A 16,572-nucleotide genomic window follows, 5' to 3' on the forward strand; every position below is an offset into this window, starting at 1 on the left:
GACTATTGAACATTTAAATAATATTAAAGAAATGAATTAGAGGTGAATAATAATGGGACGCTATTCATTAGAAGATTTTATTCAAAGCACAGGAGAAAGAGACCTCGGACAGGGAATTTTTGAGCTGGAACGAGAACGCCTGCTTGAAGTTAATCTCAATAGTATGGTATGGACCAAAATGAGCTCCATGGTCGCATACACAGGGAATATAAAGTTTACTCGGGAAGGAGTCCTCGAACACGGACTTGGGAAGCTCGTGAAAGTATCCCTGACAGGAGAAGGGGTCAGTCTCACAAAAGCCGAAGGAAGAGGGAAGCTCTATCTTGCGGACAAGGGGAAGAAAATATCAGTTCTGAAACTTGAAAATGATTCTATATTCGTAAATGGTAACGACATCCTGGCCTTTGAAAATACTATCAACTGGGACATCAAGCTGATGAAAAAGCCTGCAGGAGTGATGGCAGGTGGGCTTTTCAACGTAAAACTGGAAGGAAACGGTATGGTTGCCATCACCACTCACCACGATCCTGTAACTTTCAGGGTAACTAAAGAACATCCGGTCTTCACTGACCCTAACGCCACAGTTGCCTGGTCAGGAAATCTGGAACCTGAGATAAAAACTGATATCTCCTTGAAAAGTTTCGTTGGAAGAGGCAGCGGAGAATCTATCCAGATGGTTTTCAGAGGAGAAGGGTTTGTAGTAGTCCAGCCTTATGAAGAGATTTATTTCCAGGCTCAGACCTGAAAAAAATAGTTTACAGCGTAAAAATGGCTTACAGTGTAAAAGCAGTTTACAATATAAAAACAATTTACAATATAAAAACAGTTTACAATATAAATAACAAACTTAATCAAGTCAGGGTTTTTACTAAAGGAAAAGGAGGGAAAGGCACAGGAAAATTGCGCATTTCCTCTTTCCCACTTTAATTTTCAGAAGCCATGGCTTCAACTTCATCGCCGCAGGTTGCCGAAAACCTGGTTTTTTCCTTCTTTGCACACTCCATTCCGTCTTCTACAGCTTCCCTGATGATGTATCCAGCTTTGTGCAGGATAGTATCCCCTATCTGAGGGTCTTTGTCCATACTCCCGGTACAGGGATAGGAATGGTGAGCTCCTGAGATGGTTTCTTTATATCCCGGAAGGTCGGTCCAACCGAGTTTTTTTGCGACAAACCAGGTCGAGCCACATGGAGCGTCCCGGATTACACCTGCTCCTACGAACATTTTCCCGTCAGGGCTCATCTCGACCCTGAGCACCGGTCTTCCGAAGCCAAGGTCAACGAAAGAATCTATCACTGGCTTTCCGGTTTTTTCGAGGGCGCAGAAGGGTTTCGGCGCCTCAAATTCAACACCTGTAGCTTCGAGTTCTTTCCTGAGCTGCTCAAGGACACCGGCAGGAGTTTTCTTCGAATCTTCAGCAGGCGCAATTACGGCTTTTGCCCCGGTTTTCTGCACGACTTCGGGAAGAGCCGCAAGGAGGTCAGGGTGGATCCCTATAGCAAGGATCAAATCACATTCCGGAAGTGATGGAGGCAGAAACTGGGCAGGCTCTTCGATAAACGGAGGCAGGTCTTCCGGAAACTCATGGATTCCCACAATCAGGTTTGCATAAGATTTCCTTGCCTGCCGGCAGTGGTTGCAGAGCTCACCGCACGAAACGCAGAAATTTGACGAATTTACCAAATTCTGGATAACTTTTTTTCCGAGTTCGCCTGTATAGAGTACGAGGATTCTCATATTTTTGCTCTCCTTTTTCAAGGATTCCAATGTCACTATGCAAATTCGCTTTTGTTGTAACGATCCCCGCCTGTTTTGTATCTCATAATGAAAAATACAGAGAAAAAAATCTTTTTTTGCGGGGTTGCTGATATGCTTTTAAAAGGTAGTTCTGACAGAAGGTGCTTCAGACAGCACACACTTCTCACAGCAGACAACTTTCACCTGTTATCATCTTACTATACATTATAATTATTTGTTTCAATCTATAAATAATGGGAGTTTCAAGATAGAAATCAGTATCCACAACTAAATCTGTGTATGAGCGCTCGAAGAGGAATAAAAAGCTGAAAACCGGGAAGAGGGAGGAAAAGGTAAAAAGATCGGGAAAGTGTGAAGAAAAAAAGGAAAAGATGGAAAAAAGAAGAAAATCCGCGGATCAGTTCTCTTTCATTCTCCCAGTTTTAAAGCCCCATGAGGGCACATCTTTATGCACATACCACACTGGATACACTTCTTTTCATCCACGCAAAGGCTCCAGGTTTCATCAAAAGCGTAAACATTCATCGGGCAGACTGAGATGCAGGCTCCGCATTCAACACATTCTTCTTCATCCCTGTGAATGGGGCGATCCAGAATTGCAACTATTGCCCCTCTTGACTCGAGAGCATTTTTAATTTTGTCGAACCTGGAATCTTTAACGTCTGCAATCAGTTCTCCGTAAGTCGAGTCAATATTTGCGACCATAATATTAAGCAGAATTCCGGTTTCGATAATAGACTCGGAGATAATGGGGTTATGTATCCTTTCCGTAGGGATGCTGATCTTTATTTTCATGCTCAGTACCTCCTTGCAAGGAGCTTGCTTATATTATCGCTTGTGATAATTCCAAGTACCCGCTTCTGAGCATCGATCACAGGCATTGCCGAAACTCCATAGCGGTCCAGCCTGCGGGCTGCAAGGTCCACAGGTTCGTTCGGAGCGCAGGTCAGGACCTTTTTCGTCATGACGCTTTCTACGGAATCAAAAATATTTTCGGCAACAGCTTTTGAGATATCCCAGGCAGTAAGTATTCCTACCAGTTCACCTGTATCCGAAATCACTGCAAGGTGGTTGAACGAATTCTCCCAGATTTTCTTTGCAGCGTCCTGAACAGTCTGGTTCTTTTTGATAGTAACAATAAAATCGGACATGACATCTTTTACAAGAGGCACTGCCTGTGTCTGTTTCATGGATTTTGCCGAGCCTTCACAGCAAAGCCTTTCCACAGGCGCGCTGATAAAGAATTTGCCGTGCTTTACCCATTCCTTAAGTTCATTTGCAATCTTTCTTGCGTTCTTGAAGCTTGAAAGGGAAGAGGTTAGAACGTCTTTTCCTTCAATCTGCACAGAGCCTGACCTGAGTTCGGCATAATTTACCTGCCTGACCACAGGCTTATCCTTGCTGCCCACGGCATAATCAAGAACACTGGTAGTAATATCCTCATCACGCACTGCAGTTGAGGCTGCGATCTTTTCATTAAGAATGGGTATTGGGATTCCGATTCCCATATAAAGGGTTGTCCCGTAGCCTGTAAAAGAAGCGGCCCTTAAATAATCAGGGTTCATTTCCTTAAGGTTTCCTTTAAGCATGAGGGTACCAAAACCGCTGGAGGGAGAGTGTTGGGTCCCGTTCCCGATAACATAACCCTGGGCCCCGCCGATAAAAATCCTTGTGCCTGTTCCTATAGTTTCGTAGGTCGGGTCGTTTGACAGGGGAGAAAGGACTCCTGCTCCGGAATAGGTTACGTTACCAAAGTTGGGCAGAAGCTCTCCCATATAAGTATTCAGTATCCGTTTGGAACTATTTGTTGCAGCAGCATATTTCTGGTAGGCATTTCTGGGATTGAGGAGAGCTGCTTCGTTTAAGTCATCAAGGGTGATTGTCGTATCAAGCACTTTCCTGGGATAGCAGTCCGTCCCGTAGGAGGTTGCGTGTACATTGATCTCTTTTCCTCTCAGCAGGTCTTCAATGACATGCGCTCCACCATACTGTATCCCGCGTGTGTCCGAGATCTGGGCAGCTCCAAGGTAAGCGTCAACAGCAGCAAGCCCGCTGTATGCCTCTACATTGTTGAACCATACTTTCTGGATCTTGATTGGGGGTTCCGAATGACCCAGGTTAAGCATCAAACCTGAAGAGCACATGGCTCCAAACGTGCCTGTAGTGACTACATCAACTTCTCTCGCGGCACCTTCCACGCCAAGACTTTCAACAATTCCGACCATTTCCTCGGCTGTGACTACACTGACGCTCCCATCCTCAATTTTTTTATTGATCTCATGAACCGATTTTTTAACCATGGGGGTTTCCTCTTTTTATAAACTTATCTAGATGGTAATTTTTGCCAGAATTATATATTACTTGTTATAACCCCTGGGGTAACAGCTACTTCCGTGAGAGGTAAAAAGTTCTGGCATTGCATTATTTATCTTCAGACTACTGCTGTCAGGTCTTCATTCTAATAATTAATAATCATATTTATGAGCCATATATATTACTTACGATAATCGAAGCCCATTATCATGGAGGCTAGTTATAGAATAATCAACACGCGTTCACACTATATACAGGTTGCATAACATGGAACTCTTATGGTCAGGGAACAGGGCTATTTTCAGTAAGTTTCTTATGCTTACAGGATATTACCCGAGACCAGGTGATTTATTGACGCGTGTACTTGCTACCGGAACTTTTGACATTCTCCATCCGGGACATGTTTATTTCCTGACCCAGGCACGAGCTCTTGGAGATGAACTCTTCGTCATTGTTGCCAGGGATTCCAACGTGACCCATAAGCCAAAACCAATAGTTCCTGAGAAGCAGCGGCTTGAGATGGTGAATGCACTTGGAACGGTAGACAAAGCCACTCTTGGCAGTGAAAAGGATATGTTCGAACCCCTTAAGGAAATAAGACCGGATATCATTGCTCTGGGTTATGACCAGCATTTTGACATTGAGCTTCTGGAGATAGAACTTACTAAAAGAGGGCTTCCTGCAAAAGTGGTCAGGATTCCACTTTCAAAAAGATGCCCTCTTTGCAGTACCGGCGCAATTATAAAAGAAGTCCTGAAACGGTATGGGTAAACTTACCCCTACCGTTCTCTATACTTAAAAAAATACTTTCCGGACCTCTATTAAAAAGGTCGCTTCGGAATCGTGTTTTATGCAAATACTTTTTCAAGCCTTTCAAGCGCTTCGCGGATTCTATCAATGGATGTTGCGTAGGAAATCCGGATAAAGTCCTCGCCGGAAGACCCGAAAGCAACTCCAGGGGTTACTGCAACATGAGCTTCCCTCAGTAGCTTTTCAGCAACCTCGGTCCCGTTTCCGTACTCACTCACATTGGCAAAGGCATAGAAAGCTCCATCCGGTTTCTTGCATTCAAGCCCTATTTTATTCAGCCCATCAATGAGAATGTCCCTGCGCATTTTAAAGCGGTCCACCATTGCCTTCACTCCGTCCTGAGGGCCCTGAAGGGCTTCAAGCCCGCCATACTGGACAAAAGTAGTGGCGCTGCTTACAGAGTGGGACTGGATCTTCTGTAGAAGCTTGAAGATCTCAGGAGGAGCGGTAAGGTATCCAAGTCTCCAGCCAGTCATTGCATACGCTTTGGAAAAGCCGTTTACAGTAATGGTCCTCTCCTGCATCCCGTCAAAACTGCCAATACTGATATGTTCCCTGTCATAGATGATTTTCTCATAGATCTCATCTGAGACTACCAGAAGGTCATGGTCAATTGCAAGATCTGCAATGCACTGCAGGGTTTTTTTCCCGAATACGCCGCCTGTCGGGTTGCCCGGGCTGTTTACAACAATGAGCTTTGTCTTATCGTTTATGTAATCGGCGAAATTGTCAGGCAGGAACCCTTTTTCAGGGACTGTAGGAACCCAGACAGTATCTGCTCCTGCAAAACGAATGCAGGCGTCATAGGTTACCCAGGCAGGATCAAAGAGGAGTGCCTGATCCCCGTCGTCGAGGGCACCCATCATTATTTCGAAAATCCCCTGCTTTGCACCCGGGGTGACCAGCACATCTTTTTCGGTCACATCCAGGCGATTTTCCGTTCTCAGCTTTTCGGCAATCGCTGCCCTTAATTCCGGAATACCGCCAGAAGGAGCGTAGTGGGTCTTTCCCTCATACATAGCCTTTGCTGCAGCATCACAGATGTTTTTAGGGGTGTCGAAATCAGGTTCGCCAAGGCTAAAATTGATAACGTCTGTACCCTCTTTAATCATTCTGGTCGCGATGTTGGAGATCCTGATCGTTGCAGATTCTTCTACACGCTTGAGCCTTGCGGATGTCATAGAGATGGTCCTGGTTTGTTACACTCTTGCTAGCTTATTGAAGCATCAAGGAACTTCACAGCCGCCGCACCAACTTGACTGCAGCTTCTACTGCCCTTTTAGCATAGTCGACACGTTCATGAGCAGCCATCCTGGTCATACCCGGACCCGGAATTCCGAGAGTTACTGGCTTGTTGAACTCAAGGGAAAGATCCATGATCTTCCTTGCGGCATGCTGCATAACCACCTGGTCATGGTCGGTCTCACCTTCGATTACCGACCCTATGGTAACCACTGCATCAATGTCCTCCCTCTGACAGAGCTTCTTGATTGCAAGAGGCATGTCAAAGACTCCGGGCACGAGAATGGTCTCTTTAACTGTTGCCCCCAGGAATTCCGCATGCTCTCTTCCAAGCAGTTCCATCTGGTAGGTCAGATCCCTGTTAAATTCAGCTACAACAAATCCTAGGCTGATAGTCATCTAGTAAGGTCTCCAGTCTTGTTTTTAACTTAAAGTCGCTTCACATTCTCAAAGGACCTGCGTCCTCAAAACCCTGCCTCTGACCGGTACCGGCTTCCCTTACCAGTTTTTCCGGCTTGAAGAGCAGTTTTATCACGTTTAAGGCATGTTCCCGGGTCCTTTGATCCATGAGAAAAGCAAGTTCTTTTTCGTCTTTTCCTTCATCTTCATGGACAAAGACCTCGATAATATGGGTATTTGTCATAAGCTGAGCCATAATAAGGCCCTGAGAAGCTTCATGAGCGCACATTTTGTCTTTTTGCTTCCCGCCAGGCATTCCAAGGGCCATTACGATATCGCAGCCTTCTTCTTCGATAAGCTTTTTGGCTGCTACCGGAAGGTCCTTTATCCCGGGTACGGTTACCCTTTTAATCTTTACGGATACGTTTTTCTGTATCTCGTCGATTGCTGCACGCCCCATATTATAGCGCGCAAACGTGGTATCTGCAATTCCTATTGTGGGCATGTGAATCCGATCGAATTTAAAGCTTAATATTCTTCTGGTTTTCCTGAAACGTTTATAAACCTTGGTTATGAAGGATTTTTGGAATTCTCATAACCTGTCAATGACACGTGATGCAGCTTCAGTGCCTGCTCCCACGCTGCCAATATAACCCCGCTTACTCAGCACGATTTCGAGCTGCTGGACAGTGGAGAGGACATCCCTTGCAGTCACATTTCCCATGCTTCCAATCCTGAAAATCTTGCTCTTCAGGCGTTCCTGCCCGCCAGCTATAATTACTCCACGTTTTTTCATGTCGTTTTTAATGTCTTCACCATCAACTCCTGCAGGAGATTTCATTGCAGTGATAGTGTTGGAGTACTGGCTGTACTCATTAAGCTGTGGGAACATTTCTATGTTCATTGCGCCAGCTGCTGCTCTTACTGCTTCGGAGAGGGTTCTGTGCCTTTTGATCCTTGCTTCCATGCCCTCTTCCTTAACGATATGAAGGGCTTCCTGAAGTGCATAAAAGAGAGGAATTGCAGGAGTGTAAGGCGTTTCAGGCCTGGGTTTATCCCCGCTTTTTTTATATGCCTTAAGGTCATTATAGTATGGCCTCTTCTTTATTCCGTTCATAGCCTCAAAGGCTTTTTCGCTTACGGAAACAGCTGCCATTCCCGGTGGAGCTGCAAGGCATTTCTGGGAACCAACAATTGCAATATCGACATTCCATTCATCGACTTTGACTTCATCTCCCCCGAGGGAGGTAACACCGTCCATAATAAAAAGAGCGTCGTGCTTTTTTGCAAGCTTGCCGATTTCTACAGCAGGATTCATGATACCTGCAGAGGTCTCGTTGTGGACAAGGGTGATAGCTTTTGCCCCTTCCTCGAGCTTTTCCTTAACCTGTTCAAGGTCAACAGGAAGACCCCATTCGAACTCCAGGGGCACCACTTCAGCATAAAGAGCTGCAAGGTCTTTGAAACGCTCTCCGAACTTTCCGTTCTCTATAGCGATAACTTTATCCCCGCTTCCGGCCACGGACCCGACTGCGGCTTCCATTCCCGCAGTCCCGGAACCACTGAGCAAAAAGATGTCATTTTTTGTCTGAAAAACATCTGCAAGAATTGCCCTGCAATCGGTATAAATTCCGGCAAATTCAGCACTCCGGTGGTTGATCATCGGTTTTGACATTGCTCTAAGGACTCTGGGTGCGACAGGTACGGGACCAGGCATCATGAGAAGGGTATCTTCCAGATCCATATTTATTATACTCCACACTTTTTTCAAAGATTAAATTGGTTTTTGTTTTTATTAATTGAGGGGGATTTATGTAAACTCTATGATATTGAAATTATTTCAGTAATGTAGTCCTGAAATAGTTCAGGGTAATATACTTATAGATACGGCATGCCGGAGGGATCCGTAGTACCTTAAGCCCTGATACCTTTTCGACTGCATTTACCATGTTCTCCGGACAGTTCAGACAGGTTAAGTACCGAATTAAATTAAGGATTCAGGTTTAATTGAATCCTAGTATATAATTCATGTGCTTTCCATGTTCAATCTGAGATTCTGGCTTTAAGGAAAAAGGATTCCGGTTATTGGCCCTGAAGAAGTTTCATTACGTCGTGTTTTGTTACAACTCCCACGACTGTTCCTTTTTCTACTACAAGTACGGCAGGATTTCCTTCAAGTATATGTGAAACTACTGAGATCGAGATTCCGGGAGATACTGTAGGGAACGACTCCCCCATTATCCCTGAAACTTTCAACTGAGATATGGATTTTTTCTTGCTCTCACCCATCAGTTTTACGATCATATCTTCCGAAACACTTCCAACCGGAATTCCTCTATCAAGCACGGGGATCTGTGAAATACCATGAACATGCATAAGGTTTACCACCTCTTCTACCGAGTCTTCAGGAGAAACATGAAGGACAGGGGAATGCATCAGGTCCCTTATAATGATCTGCTGCTCCTTTTCAGCTTCCTCAAAAGCATCAAGGATTTTCCTGACCGTTGAGAGCCTGGGGTCTACATCTCCAGATTCGATACGTGCTATAAGAGGCTGGCTTACACCTGCCCTTTTAGCCAGGTCGCTCTGGGTAAGCCCGAGTTCATTTCTTCTTTTTTTAAGATCTTCGGGTGTTGGAAGCTGCATATATATTACCGATAGTAATTATGGTATTTAATGTCATTGGTTAACATAATTTAAAGAGTTTATATATAAATCACTTTCGGAGCCACTTAACCATTTCCAGAAACGTCCAGTGAAACAGGTTGTCAATAAATAATTAAATTAAAAAATAACCGATTTAAGAAAAAAATGGTACAATTACAGTAATAAAAAATTAAGTACTAATTAATAAAAAAGAATGCCACGTCTAAAAAAATTAAACAAATAATAAAAATAGAAAAGAAGGCTGAAAAGAGAATCCTCAAAGGGACAAAAATAAAAATTAGAAAACAGAATTCCTTCTCATACTCAGATATAATAGGAACTTTCTATTTCCTTGGATTTCCTTTTTCTCAGTTCGCCTTTTATTGCCTGGTAGTACTTCATGGTATCCGGAGTAACTGAAGGCCCGGTCTCTTCAATTGCCTGAAGGAAATGTTTTTGCTTAACATTTTTTGCATGGAGGTCTTCACGTAGTGCATGCCGTCCTGCTTTTTTACATACGGCTGCAATGTCCGCACCTGTATACTGGTCTGTAAGGGAAACGAGTTTTTCAATATCGACATCTTCCGCAAGAGCCATATTCTCGATATGGACCCTGAAAATTTCCCTGCGAGCCCCTTCGTCCGGGACAGGCACAAGAATAAGCTCATCAAAACGCCCGGGTCTCAAAAGAGCAGGGTCTATCATGTCAGGACGGTTGGTTGCACCGATTACCACAACAGCCCTGAGTTCTTCAAGACCGTCCATTTCAGAAAGGAGCTGGTTAAGGATTCTTGCTGTAACCTGAGGCTCACCTGTAGAAGCCCCGCGGATAGGTGCAAGGGAATCAAGTTCATCAAGGAAAATGATGGAAGGAGCAACCTGCCGTGCACGCGTAAAGACCTCGGCAATTCTCTTTTCGGATTCCCCGTACCATTTGGAGAGCAGGTCGCTCCCTTTAGCGGTGATAAAGTTGGCATCGGACTCGTGGGCAATGGCTTTTGCGAGGAGGGTCTTTCCAGTACCCGGAGGCCCGTATAAAAGCACACCCTTGGGGGCTTCAACCCCTATATCCCTGTAAGATTCAGGGCTCTTGAGCGGCCATTCAACAGCCTCTTTCAGAAGTTCTTTTACCCCCTCAAGACCGCCAACGTCGTCCCAGCCGATGTTGGGGACTTCTATCAGGATTTCCCTTATAGCAGACGGCTGGACATCTTTCAGGGCGTTTTCAAAGTCCTCCCTTGTGACCTGAAGGGAATCAAGGATTTCTCTCGGGATTTCGGGTTCATTAAGGTTGATTCTCGGTAAAACCCGCCTCAGTGAACTCATGGCTGCTTCCCTGCAGAGCGCAGCAATGTCAGCTCCCACAAACCCGTAAGTTATCTGGGCAAAATCCATCAGGTTTACGTTTTCTGCAAGAGGCATGCCCCTTGTATGGATCTGGAAAATCTCAAGCCTTCCTTCCGTGTCCGGAACTCTAAGTTCAATCTCCCGGTCAAACCTGCCCGGGCGGCGGAGGGCAATATCGATGGCTTCAACACGGTTGGTCGACCCTATAACAATCACGTTTTTGCGGGCTTTAAGCCCATCCATCAGGGAAAGAAGTTGAGCGACCACTCTTCTTTCGACTTCTCCGGTCACTTCAGCCCTTTTAGGAGCAATAGAATCAATCTCGTCCAGGAAAATAATTGCCGGAGCATTCTTTTCTGCGTCTTCAAAGATTTCCCTTATTGCCCTCTCGGATTCTCCGTAGTACTTTGACATAATTTCCGGGCCGTTAATGGAAATGAAATAAGCATCTGATTCGTTGGCAACTGCTTTTGCAAGCATTGTCTTGCCCGTCCCGGGAGGCCCGTGCAGCAGTACCCCTTTCGGAGCATCGATTCCAAGCCTGTCAAAGAGCTCAGGATGCTTCAGAGGCAGTTCTATCATTTCCCTTACCTTGCTAATAGCATCTTTAAGCCCTCCCAGGTCCTCATACATTACAGTAGGGATATTCTGTTCAGGGGTTACCTCCGTAGCCTCAGGCAAAAGCTCTACCTGTGTCATATCAGTAATCTTCACTATTCCCGACGGGGCAGTAGATACCACCTGCAGTTTTATCTCGCCAAGCCCGAAAGATTGGCCAAAACCCTGCCCGAAAAAGTCCTGGAAGAAATCCTCGAACATAACCCCTTTACCGAAAGTCTCCCTCTCCCTGGACCGTCTGAGGCTTGTAGTGGAAATGAAATCCCCTTTTGAAACCGTACGGTTCATGAATACGGCTTTAAGAGTCTCACTTGGGGCATATATCTGCATGCCTTTGGCTACAGGTGCAAGGGTTACACTTTTTGCTTCTTTCCAGTCTGCTTTGCGGATATCTACGTATTCCCCTATACTCGTCTTTGCATTCATACGGATAAGCCCGTCCATGCGGACAATATCAAGGCCCGCATCACTGGGATAAGGACGGCCTATAAGGGCAGAAGTCGATTTTCCACCTCTGATCTCCACAACGTCAAAGGGTTTCAGGCCCATCCTTTCTCTGAACCTTTCATCAATTCGGACAATTCCTTTTCCGACATCCCGTTGATCTGCTTCTGCAACCTTAAGTTTTATAATCGATTTATCCCCATCAGTCAAATAAAATCCTCCATCTCTATCAGTAAAATGTTCCCCTCAGCAAAAGTATGCAGCTATTTGAAAATAAAAGCAACGAAAACAAGTAAAAAGTAACACAAGGCTTTTTAAAGCTGATTTAGACCGAGTCGCTTACCCTTTTTGCCTCCTCATCAAGCATTTTCAAGTTGGTAGGAATAGGATTTTCTTTGAGAAGCTTTGCGAAATACGCAAGATTATGTGCCATGTATCTTACCGTCCGATTCGTGTAAAGGTGCCTTTCCCCTCCTGCTTCGATATAGCTGGGCCCCGGGCCTGCATCCCCGACCCAGTAACAGTCCGCATTGGGAGGCACGGCACATCCCAGGTGTGTGAGGTTGAAGAGTATGGTAGAACATACGTCATGCGCCCCATCTTCATTCCCCGTAACGATAACTCCCGCGACTTTTCCGTAAAGAGGGTACTGCCCGGTTTCGGGATCCCCTTCCATATAGGTCCCGTCCAGCCTCTCAATTACCATCTTGGCTACGGAAGAAAGCACTCCAAACCAGATAGGAGTTGCTATAACCAGGATATTGCAGGCTTTTATTCTCTCAAGTAAAAGGGGCCATTCATCTCCGTTTCCTTCGTCTGAGGAAATCCCGAAAGCTATATTGTGGTCAACAACCCTTATGACCTCGCTCTCAATATCAAGTTCTTTAAGAATATTCACAGCTTTGTCAACAAGAGCATGGGTGTTCGATACCTGAGGTGATTTTTTCAGTGTGCAGTTCAAAAAAAGCGCCCTCATCGCCATAGTATATATGTTTCCAAATGCCTTTATAAATACGGAAGCGCATAAATGTTCAGAAGGATTATTACTTAACTGAGCTGTATTATGGATTTACTGCCGCGATGCCGGTTTCCTTATGAAATCAGGCTTCATCTTTTATTCCCCGGATGAGTTCGCTACTCAATCTTTGATAAAAAATAGAGAGGGGTCCTGGATTCATAGATCAGGGAAGATGAAAACCGGGAAGACAGAAAAAATAAAAAATAAAAAGAAAGCAGATGAAAACAAAATAAAAACATCTAAAGAGAAATAGAAAAATTCTTAAAGTTTAAGTTCTTTAGCCATTTCCTGGAAGACTTTTCCTTTGTCAGTTGTGATGAAAACGCCATTCTCGTGCCTGATAAGCTCTTTTTCTTTTAACATTTCCAGATATTTCTGAGCAATATTAAAGTTAAGGTTTACCTCATAAACGATATGCGTTTTCTTTGCCCCGTTCATCGCCACTCTGAGAATATCTACTGCGATATCTGTCCTGCTTCTTCTCTTCAATACTTACTCCTCCCCCACTGTTAATAGAAATAATCTTTGTAAGAATCAACGCTTTCAAAATATATTAAAGCGTATCTTTTTGTAGGTAACAAAGATTCTAAGTCTTTATCGTTTCCCTTTCTATATAACGATATCAGTATTATATAAAGTATTAAGTTTTAAAAGGAAAATTTAACCTGCAGCTAATACATAAATATACAAATACAATCTGTTACTATATAAAAAAAACTGTTTAGTTTCAGATATAATTAAGCTCAAAAAACTCAGTGGACTCTCTAAGATTCAAATTCATTATTCCGGCCACTTAAAGGTCATTAGTTAATTACTAGCCGATTTTTTGATCTAAAGATATTCAAGCCCTTATGACCCTTTAAATTTTAATTTCCCCAGGAAACAGGTTGTGAAAGACTTTAATTTTAATAATATATGGCTCGAATATAAATCTCTTTTCAGCAGTTATTGACCATAAAAATCTATTGGAAATGACTAAGAAAAGTAATTTTAACGCCTTGTTGAGATTTTTTGAAAACCGGGCTGCTTACAGCCCGGTAGAATTCAGGAACATTCCGCTCAGGATAAAGAGGAGCGCCAACTACGCGGATTACACGGATCATTAATTGTTTTGATTATGAAGAAATAAAGGAGATTTTGGTTACGATCTCAAAAAATAGGGACGCATTTTAAAGATTAAAGGTAAGATATTATTTAGATTCAACATTTTTAGAGTCTCTTCTTTACTTTTTGTGCCGTCACAGTGATTCTACGAAGGTTAGCTTTGATCCAACCTTTATCCCCCGGTAATTCTCTAAATTAAAGGATTTCTATAGAGTTTGCATTCAAAAGAAAAGGGATAAACATAATTAAAAAGTGGTAACTGTTTAATTGTTTTGAATGATTGGTGGAAAAGGGAACATAAATGGACAAAAAAGAAAAGCTTTTTTTGATAACTTTAACTTCAATATCTCTGATTTTACTTCTTTTTACTTCCGTTTCATCTGCCGCATTGGCGTCTACTGTACAAAATACCCAACTCACTATAAATGAAATTCAGATAACTACCAATGGATCTTCTCAAAATATTCCTGATATCTATGAGGACAGAATAGTGTGGGCAGATTATCGCAATGGAAACCTGGATATCTACATGTATGATCTCTCTAACTTCACTGAAGCACAGATTACCACTGATGAATCAAATCAGTACTATCCTGAGATTTACGGCGAGAATATATACTTTCCTATTTTAGCCATTGTAGCTGTAAACAAACGTTATGATATCCCTGATTTCCTACTGATTTTGGCAAATACTAAAGGATGAGATTGATGTCAACGACCTGCTGAAAGCCTTGTAAGCTACAAGCTTCTGGATAATTTAGCTTATAGATAATTTAGCTTAGATAATTTCATCATAAGTAAAGCTCATGAATGGACCAGTTGTGGCAGAGTGCTTGACATCTTCGGTCTCTAAGGACTCAGTAAGAGGACTGTACAGGGTTCCTGAAACCCGGGAAATGATCGTGAAACTATTATTTCAACACCTGGGATAGATTGTTTGCCAGATCGACTTTGAATATACGAATAATAATAATAATAATAATAATAATAATAATAATAATAATAATAATAATAAGGACACTATTGATCCTGAACCTTTCAGGAAGCTTCCTGTTCCTGCCAACTGTTCCTGTATACCTTTACTTGCTGCATTTGTCTCATGACTTCTCTCGCTTTAGAGTCAAGCTGCTCCGTTTGGAGCTTTTTAGAAAAATCGAATAGTTGGCACTACCTTGTTTAACCTGTGTTTATAGTTGCTCACGATGAAGACTTGACGGTGAAATACAGGTTAGACAAAGGTTATACAACCGTTGTATAAATCTGAGTTAGAAACTCGTCTTAACGTAACAGAGGAGAAGTTAAAAATGATATCGAAAGAACATAGGAGAAATTAAAAATGACATCAAAAGGAACGGAAGAGAATTTAAAATGATATCAAAAGGAACAGAAGAGAATTTAAAATGAATCAAAAAGGTTAGAAAATCAAGATGGGCCCGCTGAGATTCGAACTCAGGATCCCCGCCGTGTAAAGGCTGTATTTGACAAATTCAACCTTATTAAACCTCTAATTGGAAATCAAATAAACCAATTAAATTGCGACCTAATAAGTACTCATTCCTTGATAACATACCCTCTACAAGAAAGCAAATGTAAAAGCTCTATACTCAATGATATCTGGTTCAAGCATAAAAATTCTTTTGAAGATTGGTTACACTATAAAAATATATCGCAAACTACTAAAAGAGACTATTTTAATGCCTTAATAAGATTCTTTGAAAATCAAATTATAAGCAAACCAATACAATTTAGAGATATTCTACTAAAAGACAAAGAAGAAAGAGGGTTACGCAATTTATTCAATTACTTTGAAGACAAAGAGATTGATGAAATATGCGGCTATAGCCTTGAGAAATGGAGACGCTTTGTAAAGATCAAAAAATCAGGTGTTGTTGAGGTCTACGTAAATGAGGATGAAATCAAGAAAGGGTATGAAGAATGTCCCGAAGAAATGAAACCTGTATATAGTCTATTGGTTTATTCGGGAAACCGCTTAACTCATATCCATCGAATGCTTGAAAACTTCGACGAACGCAATATAGTTATTGAAGGTGAAGTTGCCCACTATCCAACTTCTTATTTATCAAGCGGTACAAAGAAGACATTTCACCTATTTTTCCCTGCTTCATATATTCCTGAATTAAGGAAACTATGCAGGCTCAAGTCATATTGTAGCGTCATGAAAGAAATCAGAAGCGGACGTGTAACTGCAAAAACCATTCGAAAATGGCATTTAAACCTCATGATTAAGGAAGGGATTACAGAAAGCGTAGCTGATTTCATTCAAGGTAGGGCATCTGCAACCGTTGGAAGTGCACATTACCTCAATAAAGTGCAACAGGCGACAAATCAGTACCGTAGGCTTATCGGGAAACTCCCTATATAATTTCAGTAAACAGAGCCTGTATACCGTGATTCCAAAACCATTTCAGGTTATAGCTGATCGTGAAAAAAATCACCACTAAAAAAATAACCTGAATTACCTGAATTACCTGAAGCTGTTAGCGTTTCTTAACCTGAAATAACCTGAAATAACCTGATTATCAAAAACTTTAGAAGGTAAACTTAAGGATAAGTAAATCAAATCTGGGACATGAGACAATTAACGCACCGCCTACAGCAACAAAGAAACAAGCAAGCAAGCCGGGAATCTCTTTTAAGGAGTTTGCAAAGGGGAATGATATTCGGACGCGGCAAGGCGTAAGGAGCGAAGCGGGCGTTTATTTTATAGATTTGATTAATTATAGCCGATACAGCCTTAATTATTTTCTCCCGTTTTTACCCTCAGTACCAGCTCTGCTAGGACACTTTTTAACTTCCTGAAATCGTTAGCAGAGAGCCACTTAATTAATTAATTTCGATTTTATTCTAATGCCC

General features: G+C 42.7%; 15 protein-coding genes. 4 read left to right on the forward strand and 11 right to left on the reverse strand.

Annotated features, from left to right (window positions below; translation table 11 throughout):
• Positions 1-52: 52 nt before the first annotated feature.
• Complete coding sequence (locus FXV91_RS04365) at positions 53-745, forward strand: AIM24 family protein (RefSeq protein ID WP_229388765.1); 693 nt, start codon at positions 53-55, stop codon at positions 743-745.
• Positions 746-923: 178 nt separating this feature from the next.
• Here FXV91_RS04365 and FXV91_RS04370 read toward each other — a convergent pair whose 3' ends face one another.
• From FXV91_RS04370 to FXV91_RS04380, 3 genes are all read right to left on the reverse strand, one after another.
• Complete coding sequence (locus FXV91_RS04370) at positions 924-1,736, reverse strand: DUF166 domain-containing protein (RefSeq protein ID WP_229388766.1); 813 nt, start codon at positions 1,734-1,736, stop codon at positions 924-926.
• Positions 1,737-2,165: 429 nt separating this feature from the next.
• Entirely contained in the window at positions 2,166-2,552 is a 387-nt protein-coding gene (locus tag FXV91_RS04375) for a 4Fe-4S binding protein (protein WP_229388767.1), read from the reverse strand.
• A gap of 2 nt (positions 2,553-2,554) precedes the next feature.
• The gene (locus FXV91_RS04380) at positions 2,555-4,057 is read right to left on the reverse strand and encodes an L-aspartate semialdehyde sulfurtransferase (protein WP_229388768.1); all 1,503 of its coding nucleotides are present in this window, start codon (positions 4,055-4,057) and stop codon (positions 2,555-2,557) included.
• 328 nt (positions 4,058-4,385) lie between these two features.
• On the opposite strand from FXV91_RS04380, the gene FXV91_RS04385 reads away from it, so the two are divergent.
• On the forward strand, positions 4,386-4,841 hold the full coding sequence (locus FXV91_RS04385) for an FAD synthase (RefSeq protein WP_229389742.1): 456 nt from the start codon (positions 4,386-4,388) through the stop codon (positions 4,839-4,841).
• A gap of 77 nt (positions 4,842-4,918) precedes the next feature.
• On the opposite strand, the gene FXV91_RS04390 is transcribed toward FXV91_RS04385, so the two are convergent.
• The 8 genes from FXV91_RS04390 to FXV91_RS04425 all read right to left on the reverse strand — a co-directional run bounded on the left by FXV91_RS04390 (position 4,919) and on the right by FXV91_RS04425 (position 13,083).
• Positions 4,919-6,061: a pyridoxal phosphate-dependent aminotransferase gene (locus FXV91_RS04390; RefSeq protein ID WP_229388785.1), complete on the reverse strand. Its 1,143-nt coding sequence runs from the start codon at positions 6,059-6,061 to the stop codon at positions 4,919-4,921.
• A 55-nt stretch (positions 6,062-6,116) separates the two neighbouring features.
• On the reverse strand, positions 6,117-6,521 hold the full coding sequence (ribH, locus tag FXV91_RS04395) for a 6,7-dimethyl-8-ribityllumazine synthase (protein ID WP_011032198.1): 405 nt from the start codon (positions 6,519-6,521) through the stop codon (positions 6,117-6,119).
• A 40-nt stretch (positions 6,522-6,561) separates the two neighbouring features.
• Positions 6,562-7,026: a riboflavin synthase gene (gene ribC / locus FXV91_RS04400; RefSeq protein WP_229388787.1), complete on the reverse strand. Its 465-nt coding sequence runs from the start codon at positions 7,024-7,026 to the stop codon at positions 6,562-6,564.
• 87 nt (positions 7,027-7,113) lie between these two features.
• On the reverse strand, positions 7,114-8,265 hold the full coding sequence (locus tag FXV91_RS04405; RefSeq protein WP_229388790.1) for an alanine--glyoxylate aminotransferase family protein: 1,152 nt from the start codon (positions 8,263-8,265) through the stop codon (positions 7,114-7,116).
• Between the two features lie 338 nt (positions 8,266-8,603).
• Positions 8,604-9,167 (reverse strand): CBS domain-containing protein, encoded by a 564-nt coding sequence (locus FXV91_RS04410; RefSeq protein ID WP_229388792.1) that lies wholly within the window; start codon positions 9,165-9,167, stop codon positions 8,604-8,606.
• Between the two features lie 324 nt (positions 9,168-9,491).
• Positions 9,492-11,786 carry a CDC48 family AAA ATPase gene (locus FXV91_RS04415; protein ID WP_229388794.1) on the reverse strand — a complete coding sequence of 765 codons (2,295 nt, stop codon included), beginning with the start codon at positions 11,784-11,786 and terminating at the stop codon, positions 9,492-9,494.
• A 115-nt stretch (positions 11,787-11,901) separates the two neighbouring features.
• Complete coding sequence (locus FXV91_RS04420; protein ID WP_255679918.1) at positions 11,902-12,558, reverse strand: flavodoxin family protein; 657 nt, start codon at positions 12,556-12,558, stop codon at positions 11,902-11,904.
• Between the two features lie 297 nt (positions 12,559-12,855).
• Positions 12,856-13,083, reverse strand: a complete 228-nt coding sequence (locus FXV91_RS04425) for a winged helix-turn-helix domain-containing protein (protein WP_011032206.1) — start codon at positions 13,081-13,083, stop codon at positions 12,856-12,858.
• A gap of 916 nt (positions 13,084-13,999) precedes the next feature.
• On the opposite strand from FXV91_RS04425, the gene FXV91_RS04430 reads away from it, so the two are divergent.
• On the forward strand, positions 14,000-14,401 hold the full coding sequence (locus tag FXV91_RS04430; protein WP_229388798.1) for a hypothetical protein: 402 nt from the start codon (positions 14,000-14,002) through the stop codon (positions 14,399-14,401).
• An 855-nt stretch (positions 14,402-15,256) separates the two neighbouring features.
• Positions 15,257-16,081 (forward strand): integrase, encoded by an 825-nt coding sequence (locus tag FXV91_RS04435; protein WP_229388800.1) that lies wholly within the window; start codon positions 15,257-15,259, stop codon positions 16,079-16,081.
• Positions 16,082-16,572 lie beyond the last annotated feature (491 nt).

It is taken from the genome of Methanosarcina sp. DH2 (genome assembly GCF_020804225.1).
Taxonomy (GTDB): Archaea; Halobacteriota; Methanosarcinia; order Methanosarcinales; family Methanosarcinaceae; genus Methanosarcina.